Here is a 17,971-nt window from a genome sequence, read left to right as displayed (position 1 = left end):
AGAGGGTGGGGGCGAAGGCAGCGCCACAGTCACGACGACGCGCATGGACGAAGGTCGCGCGGCGCAAGAGCTTTTTCGCATCGAAGGCCTGGTCAAGCGCTTCGGCGGCCTGCTGGCCACCGACCATGTGGACCTGCGCATCGCGAGCAACGAAATCCACGCGCTGATCGGCCCCAACGGCGCGGGCAAGACCACGCTGATCAACCAGATCACCGGCCTGCTGCGCCCCGATGCGGGTCGCCTGTGGCTGGCGGGGCGCGACATCACGGCGCTGGCCGACCACCAGCGCGTGGCCGCGGGCCTGTCGCGCTGCTTCCAGCTCACGCGTGTGTTCGCGCGCGACACGGTGCAGGACAACCTGGTGCTCGCACTGCAGGCCCATGCGGGCTCGAGCCTGCGCTTTGTGCGGCCGCGCGCGCAGGAGGCCACGCTCTACGCGCAGGCGCACGAACTGGCCCAGCGCGTGGGCCTGGCCGATGTGCTGATGCGCGAGGCCGGCACCCTGCCGCACGGCGCGCAGCGCGCGCTCGACGTGGCTCTCGCCCTGGCCGCCAAGCCGCGCCTGCTGCTGCTGGACGAGCCCATGGCCGGCATGGGGCCCGAGGAATCGGCGCGCATGGTCGCGCTCATCGAATCGCTGCGCGGCAGCTGCGCCGTGCTGCTGGTGGAGCACGACATGGACGCCGTCTTCCGCCTGGCCGACCGCGTGACGGTGCTGGTGCAGGGCCGCGTGCTGACCAGCGGCAGCGTGCAGGAAGTGCGCGCCGACGCGCGCGTGCAGGCCGTGTACCTGGGGACGGAGGAAGGCGCATGAACCCGCAGGCCGCCACCGCCCCCTTGCTCGACGCCCGCGGCATCGAAGCCGGCTACGGCGCCAGCCAGGTGCTGTTCGGCATAGCCCTGCAGCTGCAGCCCGGCCAGGTCACGGCGCTGCTGGGGCGCAACGGCATGGGCAAGAGCACGCTGCTCAAGGTGATCAGCGGTGCGCTGCCGGCGCGCGCGGGCCGCGTGCAGTTCCTGGGCGCCGACATCACGAATGCGCGTGCCGACGCCATCGCGCGGCGCGGCATGGGCATCGTGCCCGAGGGGCGGCATGTGTTCCCGAACCTCAGCGTGGACGAGCACCTGCGCGCCTTTGCGCGCACGCGCAACGGCGAGGCCGCGCGCTGGACGCCCACGCGCCTGTACGAACTGTTCCCGCGCCTGGCCGAGCGGCGCACGAACGCCGGCCATCAGCTGTCGGGCGGCGAACAGCAGATGCTGGCCATCGCGCGCGCGCTGTCCACGCACCCGCGCCTGCTGATCCTCGACGAGGCCACCGAGGGCCTGGCGCCGGTGGTGCGCGAGGAGATCTGGCGCTGCCTGGCGCGGCTGAAGGCCGAGGGCGAGGCCATCCTGGTGGTCGACAAGTACGTGCAGCGCCTGCTGCCGCTGGCCGACCAGCATGTGATCCTCGAACGCGGCCGCGTGGTGTGGCAGGGCGACTCGGCCGCGCTGGACGCAGACCGCGGGCTCTGGGCGCGCTACCTGGGCGTCTGAGCCAGGGCGACGGATCAATCCAGCGAGGTATCCAGCCGCATCGCCAGCTCGCGGCTGGCCGCGTTCAGGCCCACCAGTTCCACCGCGCTGCCATGCCGGCGCAGCCGCTCCATCACGCGGCGCAGCGCCGCCATCGCGGTGATGTCCCACACATGGGCCTGGGCCACGTCGATGCGCACCGGCGCGCCCGCGATCTCGCGCACGTCAAAGGCATCGACCAGCAGGTCGGCCGAGGCGAAGAACAGCTGCCCGCGCACGCGATACAGCTGCGTGCCGTCGGCCAGCGCCTCGCGCTGCACCTGCAGCAGCCGGGCCACCTTCACGGCAAAGAACACGCCGCTGAGCAGCACGCCCGTGCCCACGCCGGCCGCGAGGTTGTCGGTGGCCACGGTCACCAGCACGGTGGCCAGCATCACGGCGCTCGATAGCCTGGGATGGCGCACCACCGCGCGCAGCGAGCCCCAGTCGAAGGTGGAGGCCGAGACCATCACCATGATGGCCACCAGCGCGGCCACGGGCACCTGCGAGACCCAGGGCTTGAGCAGCACCATCAGGATCAGCAGGAAGGCGCCCGCGAACAGCGTGGACAGCCGCCCGCGTCCGCCGTAGCGCACGTTGCTCACGGTCTGGCCGATCATGCCGCAGCCCGCAATGCCGCCGAACAGGCTGGCCGCCACGTTGGCCACGCCCAGGCCGCTGCACTCGCGGTTCTTCGAACTCGGCGTGTCGGTCAGCTCGTCCACCACGCTGGCGGTCATCATCGATTCGAGCAGGCCGACCATGGCGATGGCAAAGGCCGGCAGCGCAATGATGCGCAGCGTCTCCCAGCTCAGCGGCACGGTGGGCCAGCCGAACTGCGGCAGCGAATCGGGCAGGTGGCCCAGGTCGGCCACGGTCATCAGCGGCAGCTCCAGGGCCTGCGCCAGCAGCGTGAGCACCACGATGCACACCAGCGGCGAAGGCACGGCCGTGCTCAGGCGCGGCAGGCCGTAGATGATGACCAGGCCCAGCCCGATCATGGCCCAGGTGGCCAGGTTGGCGCCCATGAAGTGCGGCATCTGCGCCGCGAAGATCAGGATCGCCAGCGCGTTGACGAAACCCGTGCGCACCGAGGCCGAGACGAAGCGCATCAGCACGCCCAGGCGCAGCAGTCCGAAGAGGATCTGGAACAGCCCCGCCAGCAGCCCGGCCGCCAGCAGGTAGGCCAGGCCATGCGCATGCACCAGCGGCGCCGCCACCAGCGCCACCGAACCCGCGGCGGCCGACACCATGGCCGGGCGCCCGCCCGTGAAGGCGATGACCATGCCGATCACGAAGGAGGCGAACAGGCCCACCGACGGATCGACACCGGCCACGAAGGAAAAGGCGATGACTTCGGGGATCAGCGCGAAGGTGGCGACAGCGCCGGCCATCAGTTCGCGCGGGATGCTGGGCGCCCATTCGGCGCGCCAGCGGCTGTGGGAAACGGACATGGGGAAAAAGAAGACGTCCGCGCACGGCACCGTGCAGCGGACGTCGGACAGTGAAGGCGCGATTGTAGAAAGCGCCCTTCAGCGCGCGGCCTGCGTCAGGAAGGGCGCTTCATGTCGCAGGTATTGGGCAGCATCGCGTCCTTGGCATCGATCTTCTTGGCCGTGTACACGCCCACGCCGGTGTTCTCCAGGTCGTACTTCACGCCCTTGTCGCCCACCTTGGCGAAGGTCTGCACGAACAGGTCCTGCTGCAGCTGGTGGTCGTCGGGGCGCATCCACACCTCGCCCACGTCGCTCTTGTAGCGCATGTTCTCCAGCTTGCGCGCCACGTCGATGGCCTTGGCGGACTTGGCCTGGCGCATGCCCTCGACCAGCATCTCCAGCGAGGTCTTGGCGCGCAGCAGCAGGAAGTCGTTCCTGAACTGCTTCTTGAAGTCGTTGGCAAAGGCCTCGGCGCCGTTGTTCTCGACGTTGGCATGCCATTCCGACAGGCTGAAGACGGTGCCGATGCCGCTGTCCTGCAGCACGGTGGGCACGCCGACGGTGTTGGCGTACAGCGTGTAGATGTTGACCTTCAGGCCCGCTTCCTTGATGGCTTTGATGAGGAGCGTCAGGTCGTTGCCCCAGTTGGTGGTCATCACGGTGTCGGCGCCCGAGGCCTTGATCTTGGCCGCGTAGGGCGCGAAGTCCTTCACGCGGCCCAGCGGGTGCAGGTCGTCGCCCACCAGCTCCAGGTCGGCGCGCTTCTTGGGCAGCATTTCGCGGAAGGCCTTCTGCGCCTGGTAGCCGGCCACGTAGTCCTGGTTGATCTGGTGCACCTTCTTGATCTCGGGCCGCGCCGCGATCGCCGAGGTGATGGCGTTCATGCTCATGTCCACGTTCTGGATGAAGCGGAAGTGCCAGAAGGTGCACTTGGGGCCGGTCATGTCGGGGTCGAAGGCCGAGTAGTTCATGACCAGCATCGGCTCCTCGCCGCGCGCGACCATCTTCTGCACCGCGTCCACCAGCGCCGCCGTCACGTTGGAGCCGTTGCCCTGGAACACGTAGCGCGCGCCCTTGTCGTAGGCGGCACGCAGCGCGCTGGCGCTTTCGTTGGCGCTGGACTTGCCGTCGAAGGGCAGGATCTCGATCTTCTGGCCCAGCACGCCGCCCTTGGCATTGATCTGCGCGGCCGCGGCCTGGAAGTGCTGCAGCTGCAGCTCGCCCACGTTGGCAAAGGGGCCCGACAACGGGTCGATGTACGCGACCTTGATCTGCGCCAGCACGGGCGCGGCAAGAAGAGAGGTCAGTGCGGCGGCCAGGGCCGCGCGGCTTGCGCGTCTGAACATGGTGATGCTGTCTCCTGCGATGTGTTGTTCATGGGGCATGAAGCCCTGCGCCCCGGCCGTGCAGCCGAAAGAAAAAGCGCGCTCGCAGTACATCACCCGCAGCCGGCCGCGCGAAGTCATGCAGGCGACTTCGCGGCCGGCGGCCCATTCATTCGGTGCATGGTCCGCCATTCATCAGGCGTGGCAGCCGCGCGAACGGGCGCGCGGCCACTGGCTCAGAGCATGGGTTTTTCGAGGATCCGCAGCATGCCTTCCTGCGCCGTGGAAGCCACCAGGCGGCCGTCGCGCGTGAACACGCTGCCGCGGCACAGGCCGCGCGCGCCGCTGGCGCTGGGCGAGTCGATGACGTACAGCAGCCAGTCGTCAAAGCGGAAATCGCGGTGGAACCACATGGCATGGTCCAGGCTGGCCGCGCGCACCCGGCCCGAGAGGAAGCTGTAGCCATGCGGCACCATGGCGCCGCGCAGCAGGCCGTGGTCGGAGGCATAGGCCAGCAGCGCGCGGTGCACGATGGGGTCGTCGGGCAGCGGCGCCACGGCGCGCATCCACAGCGCGCTGCCGCCTTCGCGCGGCACGGGGGCCAGCAGGTCGTCGTCTTCCACGCGGCGGTATTCGATGCCGTGCGGCTGCGTGCCCTTGACGCGCCAGCGCGCGGGCAGCCGGTCGCCGATGGCCAGGCGCTGCTCCAGCTCGCTGGGCAGGCTCTCGGGGCCGGCCAAGGCGGGCATCTCGAGCTGGTGCTCCAGGCCCTGGTCCACGGTCTGGAAGGAGGCGGCCATCTCGAAGATGATGCGCCCCTCCTGGCGGGCCAGCACATGGCGGGTGGTGAAGCTGCGGCCGTCGCGCACGCGGTCCACGCTGTAGTCGATGGGCGCATGCTCCCCCGGCAGCAGGAAGTAGGCGTGCATGGAATGCACGGGCCGGTCGGCGTCCACGGTCTGGCTGGCGGCCATCAGGGCCTGGCCCAGCACCTGGCCGCCGAAGACGGCGGGCGTGCCCAGGTCCTCGCTCTGGGCGCGGAAGCGGTCGGGCGCCACCTGCTCCAGGCGCATCAGGGCAACCAGGTCCTCGACGAGGCAGGCGGTGGTGGGAATCTCGGTCATCGTGTCGCAGGCAGTCAGCAAAAGAATGCCTGAACATAGCAAAGCCCGGGCCGCGGCGCTGTCCTGCAGGCTGTGCAGGCTCGCCGCCGCCGGCGCACACAACCGGGCCGCCCGTGAAAAACGCGGGGTGCGCCGCCATCGCTTTTGGGCACAATGCCGTCGCCGCGAAGTCGCGGTGCGCCTTCCGTCCCAACGCAACAGCTCCTGCGGAAAGAACCGACCATGCAGCATCAGCAGTTTCAGCAGACTCCCCTTTCTCTCACGGGCCTGAGCCTGGCCTTGGCCAGCGCGCTGGTGCTGGCCGGTTGTGCCTCCGGCTCCGGCGGCACGGCCGGCAGCGCGGCCGCCCCGGCAGCGGCACCCGCAGCCGCGCCGGCGCCTGCCGCCGCGCCCGCGCCGGCACCGGCCGCGCCGGCCGGCATGGGCTATGCCGAGATCAGCAGCACCGTCAAGGGCCCGATCGCCAAGGCGCGCCAGGAACTGGTGGGCCAGCTGGTGACGGTGGACCTGCAGCGCGCCTCGGGCCGCGGCGCGCCGGCCGGCAGCTACATGGTCCAGGCCGGCGACAACGTGTTCTTCCGCTGCCTGCGCAGCGAGCGCGGCTTCCAGGGCGGCGCGGTGAGCACCGAGGTGCGCGCCGTGCGCATTGCAGGTGCCACGCGCACGGTGGAGCTGGCCCGCTGCGAAGCCGGCAATGCCCCGCAGGCCGCCCCTGCGCCCGCACCACGGGCCGCCGCGCCGGCACCTGCACCGGCACCCGCCGCCGCGCCTGCCGCATCGGGCGGCGCCGGCAGCGTGGGCGCCGGCAAGCCCGGCATGGACGCGCGCGGCAATGTCGTCGATTCGTCCAAGGTCGAGGCCGGCAGCGGCCGCACCGTCAAGGGCATCAACGACTACGAAGGCGAGATCACGGGCAACCCCGGCCCGGGCAGCAAGTTCACGCGGCTGCAGATCGGCATGCCCGCACGCCAGGTGACGGACCTGATCGGCCCCCCGACCGACCAGGGCGCCTACATCACCGGCAAGGCCTTCATTCCCTTCTATTTCGGCGGCGATCGCCACCGCTTCGAGATGACTTACAAGGGCCAGGGCCGGCTGATCTTCGCGGGCGGCGGCATGGGCGACTTCACCAGCGGCAACCTGATCTGGATCATCCACAACCCCAACGAAAGCGGCTACCGCTGAGCACGTTGAGAAACAGTTCATGCCGCCATGGCATGGACTGTGAATTGCGCGATGCAAAATGCGAGGCATGAGCAACCTCGCATCCCTTCTGAAGGCCGAGATTTCCCGCGTCGCCCGCAAGGAAGTCCGCGCAGAGATCGAAACGCTGCGCAAGGCCAGCGCCCAGCAGCGCAGCCACATCGCAGCCTTGCGGCGGCAGATCCAGGACCTGGAGCGCGCCGTGCGCCGCGCCAGCCGCAGCCTGGAGGCCGGCGCCGCCAAGGAAGCACCCTCCGCAGACGAAGGCCCCGCGCGCCGCTTCAGCGCCGGCCGCCTGGCCAGCCATCGCGGCAAGCTGGGGCTGTCTGCCGCCGCCTACGGGCAGCTGGTGGGGGTCTCGGGCCAGACCATCTACAACTGGGAGCAGGGCCAGGCCCGGCCGCGGCCCGAGCAGCTCAAGAAGCTGGTGGCCGTGCGTGCGCTGACCAAGGCCTCGGCCGCGGCGCAGCTGCAGCGCGACGAAGCGGCCTGAACGGCCGCCGCGGCGCGCGCGCGCCTCAGGCCGCGCCGTCCAGATCCGCGCCGTCGGCCTTGAGGCGCTGCTGCAGCGCCTTCACGTCGACGTCGGCAAAACGGGCCTGCCCGCCCAGGTGCGCGGCAGCCGTGCCGGCCGCCTGCCCCATCACGAAGCAGCCGCCGCTGGCGCGCGCGGCCGACTGGCCTTCGTGCGTCATGCTCGCGCAGCGGCCCGCCACCAGCAGGTTGCCCACGCCCTGTGCCACCAGCATGCGCCAGGGCAGGTGGTTGTAGGCATTGGCTTCGTCGCGCGGGAAGGCCCACTGCACGCCGCCGTCGGCATGCAGTTCCATGGGCCAGGCGTTCAGGCCGATGCTGTCTTCAAAGCGCGCGGACGAAAGAATGTCCTCGCCCGTGAGCGCATACAGGCCCGTGATGCGGCGCGTCTCGCGCAGCCCCACCTGGGGCGCGATCTCGACGATGGACGCCTGCGCAAAACCCGGCACCTCGGCCTTGAGAAAGCGGAAGTACTCGGCGATCTGGCGCCGGCCCTCGACCTCGCCCGCGCTGAACTCGCGCGCATCCACGCCGTTCATGGCCTTGCCCTGCGCGTTGCGGATCTGCGTGACGTTGGCGCGCCATTCGCGCGGATCGATGTTGGGCCGCAGGATCGCGCCTTCGCGCGGGAAGCGGTAGGCGCCGGGCTTGTCGGCCTGCACGCGCGCCATCACGTCGTTGATGGCCTTGAACTCGCCCACGGCCGCCAGCGCCGGCTGCGCGTCGACCTGGCCGACGCGGAACATGGTGGTGGGGAACAGGCCGCTGCCCGCGCCGTCGCCCAGCTCGAAGGGCACGCCCGCAAAGGCCGCCAGGTCGGCATCGCCGCTGCCGTCGATGAACGCCCTGGCGCGGATGGCCTGGCGGCCCGATTTGGTTTCGACCACCAGCGCAGCGATGCGTCGGTCTGCGCCCTCGCCCTCGGTCAGCACCGCGGCGGCCCAGGCATGGAAGAGCAGGTCCACGCCCGCGCTGACCATGAACTGGTCGGCCGCGATCTTGTAGATCGAGGTGTCGTAGGAGCGCACGCGGATGCGCCCGCCCATGCCGTCCTGCGGCTTGTTCAGGCCGCCCAGCGCGTCGATGCGCGCCAGCAGCTCGTCGGCCACGCCGCGCACCAGCAGCTGCATCTGGCCGCCGCGCTTGCCGTACAGCCCCGCGAAGTTGGTCACTCCGCCGGCCGTGCCCATGCCGCCCAGGAAGCCGTAGCGCTCCACCAGCAGGGTGCGCGCGCCATGTCTGGCCGCGCTGGCGGCCGCCGCAATGCCGGCCGGGCCGCCGCCCACCACCACCACGTCGTACTCGCCAAAGACCGGCAGCTCGCGGGCTGGTTCATGCAGGGAAGAAGTCATCGCATTCACTCCGAAAAAACAAAAAAGGCTTCGCGCATCTGCCAGGTGCAGATGCCGCGAAGCCCCACGCCAGCAGGGCCGGCGCTTACTGGATCTTGATGCCGCGGGTCTGGATGATCTTGGTCATGATGGCCGCCTCCTCCTGCACGCGCAGGCGCATGCCTTCGGGCGAGGTGCCCACGGGCTGCCAGCCCTTGTCGAACAGCGACTGGCGCACTTCGGGCGTGCGCATGATGCGCGCCAGTTCTTCGCCGATGCGCGTCTTGGCCGCCTGCGACAGGTTGGCCGGGCCCAGCAGCGCAGTCCAGACCTCGAGGTTGAAGTCGCGCACGCCGATGTCGGCCAGCGGCGGGATCTGCGGCGCCAGCGTGCTGCGGCCGCTGGTCAGGCCCACGGCCTTGAGCTTGCCGGCCTGGGCCTGCGGCAGCGCGATGCCCGGGGGCACCAGCGCCATCTGCACCTGGCCGCCCAGCATGCCCGTCACGACCTGCGGGTTGCCCTGGTACGGCACATGCTCGGCCTGGAAGCCCGGCACGCGGCTCTTGAGCAGCTCCATGCCCAGATGGCCCACCGAGCCCACACCCACCGAGCCGTAGTTCCACTTGTTGCCCGAAGCCTTGGCCGCGTCGAGGAAGGCCTTGCCCTCAGGCATGTCGTTGGTGGCCACCAGCACCAGCGGCGCCGTGGCGATCAGCGACAGGTAGCTGAAGTCCTTGGCCGGGTCGTAGGGCAGCTTGGGGTAGAGCATCTTCGACGACGTGAGGTTGCCGTTGATGACGATGCCCAGCGTGTGGTCGTCGGTGGCCTTGGCCACGATGTCGGCCGCGATGTTGCCCGAGGCGCCCGCGCGGTTGTCCACCACCACGGGCTGGCCCAGCGCCTTGGCCAGCGGCTCGGCGATCACGCGCGCAGCGATGTCGGGCGTGGATCCGCCCGGAAAGCCGACCACCAGGCGCACCGGCTTGGTGGGCCAGGCCTGGGCCTGGGCGCCGCCGGTCGCGGCGGCGGTGCCCAGGGCGAGGGCGGAGAGCAGGAAGGCTTTGCGGCTCAGAAGCATGTCAGTGGCTACCAGATGTGACAAAGCCGCAGAGTCTATGCGGCATGGAGGAAATGTGAACCGGCAGTTTCATTCAAGGCTGATGTTGCCGCGCCGCACCAGGTCGCCATAGACGCGCGACTTGGCCTCGGCTTCGCGCCGGATCTGCTCGGGCGACCAGGCCAGCGGCTCGAAGGCGAAGGTGTCGAAGCGGGCGCGGATCTCGGGGTCGGCGATCACCTTGGCCACGTCGGCGTTGATCCTGGCCTGCACGGCCGGCGACACGCCCCTGGGCGCGACGATGGAGACGAAGGAGTTGACTTCCAGCCCCTGCGGCCCGCCGGCCTCGCCCATGGTCGGCACGTTGGGCATCTGCGGGATGCGCCTGGCGGCGGCCACCGCGATGTAGCGCAGCTTGCCGGCCTTGTAGATGCCCTGGCTCGACGGGATGCTGGCAAAGGCCCAGGGCACTTCGCCCGAACCCACGTTGGCATAGAGCTGCGACACCTCGCGGTAGGGCGCGTGCTGCATCTGCGTGCCGGTCAGCGCGTCGATCTGCTGACCGCCCAGGTGACCCGGGCTGCCCACGCCCCAGGAGCCGTAGACGACCTGGCCAGGCCTGCTCTTGGCATCGGCGATCAGTTCGCCCATGGTCTTGTATTTGGACTCGCTGCCCACGGCCACGAAGAAGGGCGTGCGAAACAGCGAGGCCACCGGGTCGAAATGCTGCAGCGTGTTGAAGTTGCGCGACTTGTACAGGTGCGGCAGCGCGGCGATGTGCTCACTGTCCAGTTGCAGCAGGGTGTAGCCGTCGGGGGCCGCGCGGCGTGCCTGGTCGATGGCGATGAAGCCGCCGCCGCCGGGCTTGTTGTCCACCACCACGCGCTGGTTCCACAGCCGGCCCAGCTTGTCCGACACCAGGCGCAGCACGGCGTCGGGGCCGCTGCCGGCGGCGAAGGGGGTGATCAGCGTGACGGGCTTGGTGGGGAAGTCGGCCGCGGCCGGTTGCGCGAAGGCGGCGCCGCCCAGCAGCGCAAGGCCCAGCGCCAGCGCGCTGCGGCGCGAATTCGTGTTCAGCATGTTTTGTCTCCAGGTTTCTTTGATGATCGCTCGTTGGTTTTTCTATTCGGCCAGACAGTTGGCTTCCGTCCAGCCGTAGAGCCACTCCATCGCATCGTAGAAGCGTTCCGGGGTGCGGTCCTTCCACAGCTCGTTGCGCACCAGCCGCTCCACGCCGTGGGCGTGGAAGATGCGCCCCATCTCGCGCGCCGAGAGCACCACCCGCGCCGTGCGGGCCACGCGCGAGCGCTGGTACAGCGCAAAAGCGGCGTCGAAGCGGTTGTGATGCACGCGCAGCGCCTGGCCCAGCGTCACGGCGTCTTCCATCGCCATGCAGGCGCCTTGCGCCAGGTACTGCAGGGTGGGATGCGCGGCATCGCCCAACAAGGCGGCACGGCCGAAGACCCACTGCGCGATGGGTTCGCGGTCGGCCGTGGCCCAGCGCTTCCAGTCCTTGGGCAGCTCGATGAGCTGGCGCGCGCGCGGGCAGATGCCTTCGAAGTAGCTCAGCACCTCTTCGCGGCTGCCCTCGCGCACGCTCCACTCTTCCTGCTCGCGGCTGTGGAAGGTGACGACCACGTTGTACTGCTCGCCGCCGCGCAGCGGGTAATGCACCAGGTGGCAGTTGGGGCCGACCCAGATGCTGGCCGCGTTCCAGCGCAGGTCGGGCGGGAAGTCCGCCCGCTCCACCACCGCGCGGTAGACCACATGGCCCGAGACGCGCGCCTCGTCGCCCACGTACTGGCGGCGCACGGCCGACTTCACGCCGTCGGCGCCGATCAGCGCCTGCCCGCGGAACTGCCGGCCGCCCGCGCACAGCACGGTGACGCCCGCGCCGTCCTGTTCGACGCGCTGCACCGTGGTGCCGGTGGCGATCTCGATGCGGCCGGTGGCCTGCGCGCCTTCGAGCAGCGAGCCATGCACGTCGGCCCGGTGGATCACCGCATAGGGATTGCAAAAGCGCTGGCGGAAGGCCTCGCCCGTGGGGATGCGGCCGACCAGGGATTCGTCCAGCGCGTCGTGCATCACCATCTCGTCGGTGTAGACGGCGCGCGAGCGTGCGATCTCGCCGATGCCCAAGGCGTCGAAGGCCGCGAAGGCATTGGGCCCGAGCTGGATGCCGGCGCCGATCTCGCCCAGCTGGGCCGCCTGCTCCAGCACCTGCACGTCGAAGCCGCGCCGCACCAGCGCCAGCGCCGCGGCCACGCCGCCGATGCCGCCGCCGGCCACCAGCACGGGCAGTTTTTCAAGTTCAGTCTGGCTCATCGCAATGTCTCTGTGTGGATGCTGCCCGCATTGTTCGCAAGGCCCCACTATCCGATCAAGCGCACAGAGCGGATACTCTTTATCTCGAAACGAGATAGTGGTTCAAGGAGATGCGCCTCGATCTGGAATGGCTGGCGGTGTTCGATGCGGTCTACCGCACCGGCAGCGTGTCGCGCGCGGCCGAGCGGTTGGGCATCGCCCAGGCCGCGGCCAGCACCATGCTCAACAAGCTGCGCGCGCATTTCGACGACCGCCTGTTCACGCGCACGGCCCAGGGCATGCTGCCCACGCCCCATGCGCAGCGCATCCACCCGCACCTGAGCGAGGTGCTGGCGCAGCTTGCGCAGGCCAGAGGCAGCCAGCGCGGCTTCGACCCGGCACGCGCCGAACGCAGCTTTCGCATCTGCATGACGGACATCAGCGAGGTGGTGCTGCTGCCGACCCTGCTGGGGCACCTGCGCCAGCAGGCGCCGGGCGTGCACATCGAGACCGAGATCATTTCCAACGCCAGCGCCCGGCGCCTCGAAGAAGGCGCGCTGGACCTGGCCGTGGGCTTCATGCCGCAGCTGGACGCGGGCTTCTACCAGCAGAAGCTGTTCATGCAGAACTTCGTGTGCCTGGCCGCCAGCGCGCACCCGCGCATCGGCCAGCGGCTCACGCGCAAGCGCTTCGAGCTGGAAGGCCACGCGGTGGTGGCCTCCTCGGGCACGGGCCATGCCATCGTCGACAAGAACCTGGCGCGGCTGGGCGTGCAGCGGCAGGTGGCGGTGCACCTGTCGAGCTTCCTGAGCGTGGCGCGCATCGTCGCGCGCACCGAGCTGATCGCCATGGTGCCTAGCGCGCTGGGCCACATCCTGGCCACCCAGGAAAAGGTCCGGCTGCTGGCGCCGCCCTTTGCCCTGCCCTCCTACGCCGTCAAGCAGCACTGGCACACGCGCTTTCACGAAGACGCGGGCAACGCCTGGCTGCGGCGCACCCTGGCCCAGCTCTTCCCGGGCCATGCCCCGCCCGCCGGCGGCACGCCGGTGGCCGTCGACCCCCAGGGTTAACCCTTTGCTGCCGTTCTGACCATCCGGAAGCGCCGGGGCGGCGCATTCCGGAAGTTCCACGCCCGCGGCGGCGGGCCTCCATAAAAGTCGTTCCAGATCAACGGCTTGGGCGCATCCGCAAGGCCCGGCGGGGCTGGCATTGCTCTTGCCCTCTCTGGCGACCGAACGCCGGAGACACCTTAAGGAGGCCCACCATGGAACACACCGACCCGAGCAGCCCCGCGCCCCGCGCCCAACCCTTCTACAAATCCCTGTACTTCCAGGTCATCACGGCCATCGTGATCGGCGTGATCCTGGGCCACTTCTGGCCCGAGACCGGCGCGGCCATGAAGCCACTGGGCGACGGCTTCATCAAGCTGATCAAGATGATCATCGCGCCCATCATCTTCTGCACCGTGGTGGTCGGCATCGCGGGCATGGAGGACATGAAGCGCGTGGGCAAGACCGGCGGCTACGCGCTGCTGTACTTCGAGATCGTCTCGACCATCGCGCTGATCGTGGGCCTGGTGATCATCAACGTCATCAAGCCCGGCGTGGGCATGAACGTGGACGTCAGCCAGCTGGACACCAAGTCCATCGCCGCCTACACCAAGCCCGGCCAGATGCAGGGCACCGTGGACTTCCTGCTGCACGTGATCCCCAGCACCGTGGTGGACGCCTTCGCCAAGGGCGAGATCCTGCAGGTGCTGCTGTTCTCGGTGATGTTCGGCTTCGCGCTGCACAAGTTCGGCGGCCGCGGCACGCTGGTGTTCGACTTCATCGAGAAGTTCTCGCACGTGCTGTTCGTGATCGTGGGCTACATCATGAAGGTCGCGCCCATCGGCGCCTTCGGCGCCATGGCCTTCACCATCGGCAAGTACGGCGTGAGCTCGCTGGTGCAGCTGGGCCAGCTGATGGCCACCTTCTACGTCACCTGCCTGCTGTTCATCTTCGTGATCCTGGGCGGCATCGCGCGCGCGCACGGCTTCTCGATCTGGAAGTTCATCAAGTACATCAAGGAGGAACTGCTGATCGTGCTGGGCACGTCGTCCTCCGAATCGGTGCTGCCGCGCATCATGGCCAAGCTGGAGAACCTGGGCGTGCGCAAGTCCACCGTGGGGCTGGTGGTGCCCACGGGCTATTCCTTCAACCTGGACGGCACCTCGATCTACCTGACCATGGCGGCGGTGTTCATCGCGCAGGCCACCAACACGCCCATGAGCCTGACCCAGCAGATCACGCTGCTGCTGGTGCTGCTGCTCACCAGCAAGGGGGCGGCCGGCATCACCGGCTCGGGCTTCATCGTGCTGGCGGCCACGCTGTCGGCCGTGGGCAACGTGCCGGTGGCGGGGCTGGCGCTGATCCTGGGCATCGACCGCTTCATGTCCGAGGCACGCGCGCTCACCAACCTGATCGGCAACGGCGTGGCCACCGTGGTGGTGGGCAAGTGGACGGGCGACCTGGACACCCAGCGCATGAAGCAGGTCCTCAACAACGAGACGCCGGCCGAGGCGCAGGAGCCCGAAGAGGTGCTGGACGCCGTGACGCAGCACTTCCCGGCCACCGATGCGGGCAAGCCGGCCTCGGCCTGATCCCGACGCGCCGCGGCCGCTCGCCGGGGCGCGCTGGCAACCAAAAGGGCCACCCGCGGGGTGGCCCTTTTGCCTTTCGCCGACCGCGGCCGCCGCGCATACTCGGCCCGTGTCCATTGCTTCCGGCGCCCCCACGGCGCCCCGCCCTCTTTCCGCCCCGCGCCAGGTGCCGCACTGGCGTCGCCCGCGCGTGCTGCGCGACGCGCTGGGCATGCTGGCCCTGGTCGCGCTCGCAGCCTGGGGCGCCCATGCGCTGATGCTGCGCCAGGGCCTGCAGCGCCTGGCCGGCGAGGCCAGCCACCGGCTGGAGGTGGAAGCCACGCGGCTGCAGGGCGAGCTGGCCCGCTTCGACTACCTGCCCGCGCTGCTGGAGACGGCGCCGCCCGTGCGCGCCCTGCTGACCCACCCGCAGGACGCCGGCCTGCGCGCCCAGGCCAGCGCCTACCTGCGCGCGCTCAACGCCATCGCGGGCGCCGAGATGCTCTACGTGCTGGCACCCGACGGCCTGGCGGTCGCGGCCAGCGACGACGGCCGGCCCGGCAGCCCGGCCGGGCGCGATCTTTCGTACCGCCCCTACCTGCAGCAGGCGCTGGCCCGTGGCCGCGGGCGCTTCTACGGCATTGGCGTGACCAGCGGCGTGCCCGGCTACTACCTGGCCTATGCGCTGCCGCGCGGCGGCCCCGCCCAGGGCGTGGCCACGGTCAAGATCGACCTGCAGCCGGCCGAGCGCGCCTGGCGCCAGATGCCGGGCCAGATGCTGGCGCTGGATGCGCATGGCGTGGTGGTGCTGGCCTCGCGCGAGGACTGGAAGTACCGCCCGCGCCAGCCGCTGGACGAGGCCGCGCACCGCGAGGCCACTGACGCACGCCGCTATGGCAGCGCCACGCTGCAGCCGCTGGCCTGGCGCGATGGCGAGCTGCTGCAGCTCGGCGGCCCGGGCACCCTGGCCGCACGGCGCGTGCGCGTCGAGGGCGAAGCCTTCGTCGCCACCGAGCGCAGCGTGGACGGCGGCCGCTGGCAGCTGGTGCTGCTCAATGAAGAGGCCCCCGTGCTGGCCACCGCGCGCTGGGCGGCGGCCAGCGCCGCACTGGGCGCCACGGCGGCGCTGCTGGCCGCGCTGGTCTGGCGCCAGCGCCGGCGCCTGGTGCGCCAGCAACTGGCCAGCCGCGCCGCGCTGCAGGCCGCGCACGATTCGCTGGAGCAGCGCGTGCAGGCGCGCACGGCCGAACTGCATGCGGCCCAGGCCGAGCTGGTGCATGCCGGCCAGCTCGCGGTGCTGGGCCAGATGTCGGCCGGGGTGGTGCACGAGTTCAACCAGCCGCTGGCCGCGCTGCACACGCTGTCGGACAACGCGGCGCTGCTGCTGGCGCGCGGGCGCACCGAAGAAGCCAGCGCCAACCTCTCGCGCATCGCCCAGCTGGTGGCGCGGCTGGGCAAGCTCACGGGCCAGCTCAAGGCCTTTGCCCACAAGCGCAGCGCGCCGCCCGCCCCCGTGAGCGTGGCCGCCGCGGTGCAGGAAGCGCTGGCCCTGCACATGCCGCGCCTGCGCGCGCTGGGCGTGGAGGTGCAGGTGGCGGCCACGCCCGCCACGCTGGAGGTGCTGGCCGAGGAAGTGCGGCTGGTGCAGGTGCTGGGCAACCTGATCGGCAATGCCGTCGATGCCCTGGCCGAGGCGCAGGCGCCCGAGCGCCAGCTTCGCATCGACGCCCAGGCGCCCGAGCCAGGCCAGCGGCTGGCGCGCATCCAGGTGGCCAACGGCGGCAGGGCCATCGCCCCGGAAGTGGCGGCGCGCCTGTTCGAGCCCTTCTTCACCACCAAGCCCGTGGGCCAGGGCCTGGGGTTGGGGCTGATGATCTCCTCGCACCTGGTGGCGGGCTTTGGCGGCAGCCTGCGCCTGGCCGCCGACAATGAGCGCCCCGAAGGCCTGTCCGTGGCCTTCGTCCTCGAGCTTCCCGCCGCGCCCTGAGACGGCGCCCTCCCTGCCCATGCCCACCCTCAGCGACGCCCCGCAGCACCCCATCCGCGTGATCCTGGTCGAGGACGACGAGGACGTGCGCCTGGGCGCCGCGCAGGCGCTGGAGCTGGCGGGTTTTGCCGTGCAGCCTTTTGGCTCGGTGGAAGCGGCGCGCGGCGCCATCGAGGCCGGCGCGCCCGTGGTGGTGGTGACCGATGTGCAGCTGCCGGGCCAGAGCGGCACCGGCTGGCTGGCCGAGCTGCACCGGCTCGATGCGCAACTGCCCGTGATCCTGGTCACGGGCCATGGCGACATCGCGATGGCCGTGCAGGCCATGCGCGACGGCGCCTATGACTTCATCGAAAAGCCCTTTGCCTCGGAGCGGCTGGTGGCCGTGGTGCGGCGCGCGGCCGAGCAGCGCCGCCTGGCGCTGGAAGTGCAGGCCCTGCGCCGCGAACTGGACGACTGGAGCGGCATCCAGGCCACGCTGATCGGCCGCTCGGCCGCCATGGAGCGCGTGCGCCAGATGGTGCGCACCCTGGCGGCCACGCCGGCCGACGTGGTGATCTACGGCGAAACGGGCACCGGCAAGGACCTGGTCGCGCGCTGCCTGCACGAGCGCAGCAGCCGGCGCGGCGGCCACTTCGTGCCCGTCAACTGCGGCGGCCTGCCCGAGAACCTGGTCGACAGCGAACTGTTCGGCCACGAGGCCGGCGCCTTCACCGGCGCCGTCAAGCGCCGCATCGGCAAGTTCGAGCATGCCGACGGCGGCACGCTGTTCCTCGACGAGATCGAAAGCATGCCGCTGGCCGTGCAGGTCAAGCTGCTGCGCGCGCTGCAGGAGCGCAGCATCGAACGCGTGGGCTCCAACCAGGCCGTGGCCGTGGACTGCCGCGTGGTCGCCGCCAGCAAGGTGGACCTGCGCGAGGCCAGCGACGCCGGGCGCTTCCGCGCCGACCTGTACTACCGGCTGGGCGTGGCCTTCATCGAGCTGCCGCCGCTGCGCGAGCGGCGCGAGGACATTCCGCTGCTGTTCGAGCATTTCACCTTGCAGGCCGCCAAGCGCTATGGCCAGAACGCGCCCGTGCCCGACACGCAGGCCTTGTCGGCCCTGCTGGGCCATGCCTGGCCCGGCAACGTGCGCGAGCTGCGCAACGTGGCCGACCGCTTCGTGCTGGGCCTGCTGGGCGACAACGTCGCGGCCTCGCTGGGCGGCGGCGCGGCCGGCGTGTCGCTGCCCGAGCACATGGAGCAGATCGAGCGCACCCTGCTGACCGAATCGCTGCGCCGCCAGCATGGCGACGTGGGCCAGGCCGCCCGCGACCTGGGCATCCCCAAGGCCACGCTGTACGACAAGCTCAAGCGCATGGGGATCGATGCGGCGGGGTTCAGGCGCGAGGAAGGCTGAGCGCTGAGGCCTCAGAACCAGCATTCGAACCGGCACTCGAACCGGAAATTGAATCGCTGCCATTTTTCATAACCTGTTTTCAGGAAATGAAAAATCC

The 17,971-nt window shown here is 70.3% G+C and carries 15 protein-coding genes; 8 read left to right on the top strand and 7 right to left on the bottom strand.

Annotated features, from left to right (window positions below; genetic code table 11):
* Window positions 1-43 precede the first annotated feature (43 nt).
* Both PGB34_RS19465 and PGB34_RS19460 read left to right on the top strand, forming a co-directional pair.
* Window positions 44-814 carry an ABC transporter ATP-binding protein gene (locus PGB34_RS19465; protein WP_271429857.1) on the top strand — a complete coding sequence of 257 codons (771 nt, stop codon included), beginning with the start codon at window positions 44-46 and terminating at the stop codon, window positions 812-814.
* Window positions 811-1,539: an ABC transporter ATP-binding protein gene (locus PGB34_RS19460; RefSeq protein WP_408647924.1), complete on the top strand. Its 729-nt coding sequence runs from the start codon at window positions 811-813 to the stop codon at window positions 1,537-1,539. Before PGB34_RS19465 ends, PGB34_RS19460 begins: the two co-directional genes overlap by 4 nt.
* A gap of 14 nt (window positions 1,540-1,553) precedes the next feature.
* Here the strand turns inward: PGB34_RS19460 and PGB34_RS19455 are convergent, their stop codons facing one another.
* The 3 genes from PGB34_RS19455 to PGB34_RS19445 all read right to left on the bottom strand — a co-directional run bounded on the left by PGB34_RS19455 (window position 1,554) and on the right by PGB34_RS19445 (window position 5,442).
* Window positions 1,554-3,011: a SulP family inorganic anion transporter gene (locus PGB34_RS19455; RefSeq protein WP_271429767.1), complete on the bottom strand. Its 1,458-nt coding sequence runs from the start codon at window positions 3,009-3,011 to the stop codon at window positions 1,554-1,556.
* Between the two features lie 95 nt (window positions 3,012-3,106).
* Complete coding sequence (locus tag PGB34_RS19450) at window positions 3,107-4,339, bottom strand: branched-chain amino acid ABC transporter substrate-binding protein (RefSeq protein ID WP_271429766.1); 1,233 nt, start codon at window positions 4,337-4,339, stop codon at window positions 3,107-3,109.
* Between the two features lie 215 nt (window positions 4,340-4,554).
* On the bottom strand, window positions 4,555-5,442 hold the full coding sequence (locus PGB34_RS19445) for an acyl-CoA thioesterase (RefSeq protein WP_271429765.1): 888 nt from the start codon (window positions 5,440-5,442) through the stop codon (window positions 4,555-4,557).
* A gap of 222 nt (window positions 5,443-5,664) precedes the next feature.
* Here PGB34_RS19445 and PGB34_RS19440 point away from each other — a divergent pair, with 222 nt between their 5' ends.
* Both PGB34_RS19440 and PGB34_RS19435 read left to right on the top strand, forming a co-directional pair.
* Entirely contained in the window at window positions 5,665-6,627 is a 963-nt protein-coding gene (locus PGB34_RS19440) for a hypothetical protein (protein ID WP_271429764.1), read from the top strand.
* A gap of 67 nt (window positions 6,628-6,694) precedes the next feature.
* Entirely contained in the window at window positions 6,695-7,138 is a 444-nt protein-coding gene (locus tag PGB34_RS19435) for a helix-turn-helix domain-containing protein (protein ID WP_271429763.1), read from the top strand.
* A 25-nt stretch (window positions 7,139-7,163) separates the two neighbouring features.
* Here the strand turns inward: PGB34_RS19435 and PGB34_RS19430 are convergent, their stop codons facing one another.
* The 4 genes from PGB34_RS19430 to PGB34_RS19415 all read right to left on the bottom strand — a co-directional run bounded on the left by PGB34_RS19430 (window position 7,164) and on the right by PGB34_RS19415 (window position 11,892).
* Entirely contained in the window at window positions 7,164-8,531 is a 1,368-nt protein-coding gene (locus PGB34_RS19430) for an FAD-dependent oxidoreductase (RefSeq protein WP_271429762.1), read from the bottom strand.
* 85 nt (window positions 8,532-8,616) lie between these two features.
* Complete coding sequence (locus PGB34_RS19425; RefSeq protein ID WP_271429761.1) at window positions 8,617-9,588, bottom strand: Bug family tripartite tricarboxylate transporter substrate binding protein; 972 nt, start codon at window positions 9,586-9,588, stop codon at window positions 8,617-8,619.
* 69 nt (window positions 9,589-9,657) lie between these two features.
* Window positions 9,658-10,647: a Bug family tripartite tricarboxylate transporter substrate binding protein gene (locus PGB34_RS19420; RefSeq protein ID WP_271429760.1), complete on the bottom strand. Its 990-nt coding sequence runs from the start codon at window positions 10,645-10,647 to the stop codon at window positions 9,658-9,660.
* A 42-nt stretch (window positions 10,648-10,689) separates the two neighbouring features.
* Complete coding sequence (locus PGB34_RS19415) at window positions 10,690-11,892, bottom strand: 3-hydroxybenzoate 6-monooxygenase (protein WP_271429759.1); 1,203 nt, start codon at window positions 11,890-11,892, stop codon at window positions 10,690-10,692.
* Between the two features lie 110 nt (window positions 11,893-12,002).
* On the opposite strand from PGB34_RS19415, the gene PGB34_RS19410 reads away from it, so the two are divergent.
* From PGB34_RS19410 to PGB34_RS19395, 4 genes are all read left to right on the top strand, one after another.
* A complete protein-coding gene (locus PGB34_RS19410; protein ID WP_271429758.1) occupies window positions 12,003-12,941 on the top strand; it encodes a LysR family transcriptional regulator in 939 nt (312 codons plus the stop codon).
* Window positions 12,942-13,135: 194 nt separating this feature from the next.
* A complete protein-coding gene (locus PGB34_RS19405; RefSeq protein ID WP_271429757.1) occupies window positions 13,136-14,512 on the top strand; it encodes a dicarboxylate/amino acid:cation symporter in 1,377 nt (458 codons plus the stop codon).
* Between the two features lie 109 nt (window positions 14,513-14,621).
* Complete coding sequence (locus PGB34_RS19400; RefSeq protein ID WP_271429756.1) at window positions 14,622-16,478, top strand: sensor histidine kinase; 1,857 nt, start codon at window positions 14,622-14,624, stop codon at window positions 16,476-16,478.
* Between the two features lie 19 nt (window positions 16,479-16,497).
* Window positions 16,498-17,874, top strand: coding sequence for a sigma-54-dependent transcriptional regulator (locus PGB34_RS19395; protein ID WP_271429755.1), 1,377 nt, complete (start codon window positions 16,498-16,500; stop codon window positions 17,872-17,874).
* Window positions 17,875-17,971: the final 97 nt, after the last annotated feature.

The sequence above is a fragment of the Xenophilus arseniciresistens genome (assembly GCF_028023875.1).
GTDB classification, from domain to species: Bacteria; Pseudomonadota; Gammaproteobacteria; order Burkholderiales; family Burkholderiaceae_C; genus Xenophilus; species Xenophilus arseniciresistens.
The sequence above is the reverse complement of the archived record's forward strand: the minus strand, read 5'-3'. Positions and strand labels throughout refer to the sequence as shown.

Coding starts and splice junctions, on each gene's coding strand:
- PGB34_RS19415 (WP_271429759.1), bottom strand. CDS start 11,892: ATGAGCCAGACTGAACTTGAAAAACTGCCCGTGCTGGTGGCCGGCGGC.
- PGB34_RS19465 (WP_271429857.1), top strand. CDS start 44: ATGGACGAAGGTCGCGCGGCGCAAGAGCTTTTTCGCATCGAAGGCCTG.
- PGB34_RS19445 (WP_271429765.1), bottom strand. CDS start 5,442: ATGACCGAGATTCCCACCACCGCCTGCCTCGTCGAGGACCTGGTTGCC.
- PGB34_RS19410 (WP_271429758.1), top strand. CDS start 12,003: ATGCGCCTCGATCTGGAATGGCTGGCGGTGTTCGATGCGGTCTACCGC.
- PGB34_RS19460 (WP_408647924.1), top strand. CDS start 811: ATGAACCCGCAGGCCGCCACCGCCCCCTTGCTCGACGCCCGCGGCATC.
- PGB34_RS19455 (WP_271429767.1), bottom strand. CDS start 3,011: ATGTCCGTTTCCCACAGCCGCTGGCGCGCCGAATGGGCGCCCAGCATC.
- PGB34_RS19450 (WP_271429766.1), bottom strand. CDS start 4,339: ATGTTCAGACGCGCAAGCCGCGCGGCCCTGGCCGCCGCACTGACCTCT.
- PGB34_RS19435 (WP_271429763.1), top strand. CDS start 6,695: ATGAGCAACCTCGCATCCCTTCTGAAGGCCGAGATTTCCCGCGTCGCC.
- PGB34_RS19405 (WP_271429757.1), top strand. CDS start 13,136: ATGGAACACACCGACCCGAGCAGCCCCGCGCCCCGCGCCCAACCCTTC.
- PGB34_RS19430 (WP_271429762.1), bottom strand. CDS start 8,531: ATGACTTCTTCCCTGCATGAACCAGCCCGCGAGCTGCCGGTCTTTGGC.
- PGB34_RS19425 (WP_271429761.1), bottom strand. CDS start 9,588: ATGCTTCTGAGCCGCAAAGCCTTCCTGCTCTCCGCCCTCGCCCTGGGC.
- PGB34_RS19395 (WP_271429755.1), top strand. CDS start 16,498: ATGCCCACCCTCAGCGACGCCCCGCAGCACCCCATCCGCGTGATCCTG.
- PGB34_RS19420 (WP_271429760.1), bottom strand. CDS start 10,647: ATGCTGAACACGAATTCGCGCCGCAGCGCGCTGGCGCTGGGCCTTGCG.
- PGB34_RS19440 (WP_271429764.1), top strand. CDS start 5,665: ATGCAGCATCAGCAGTTTCAGCAGACTCCCCTTTCTCTCACGGGCCTG.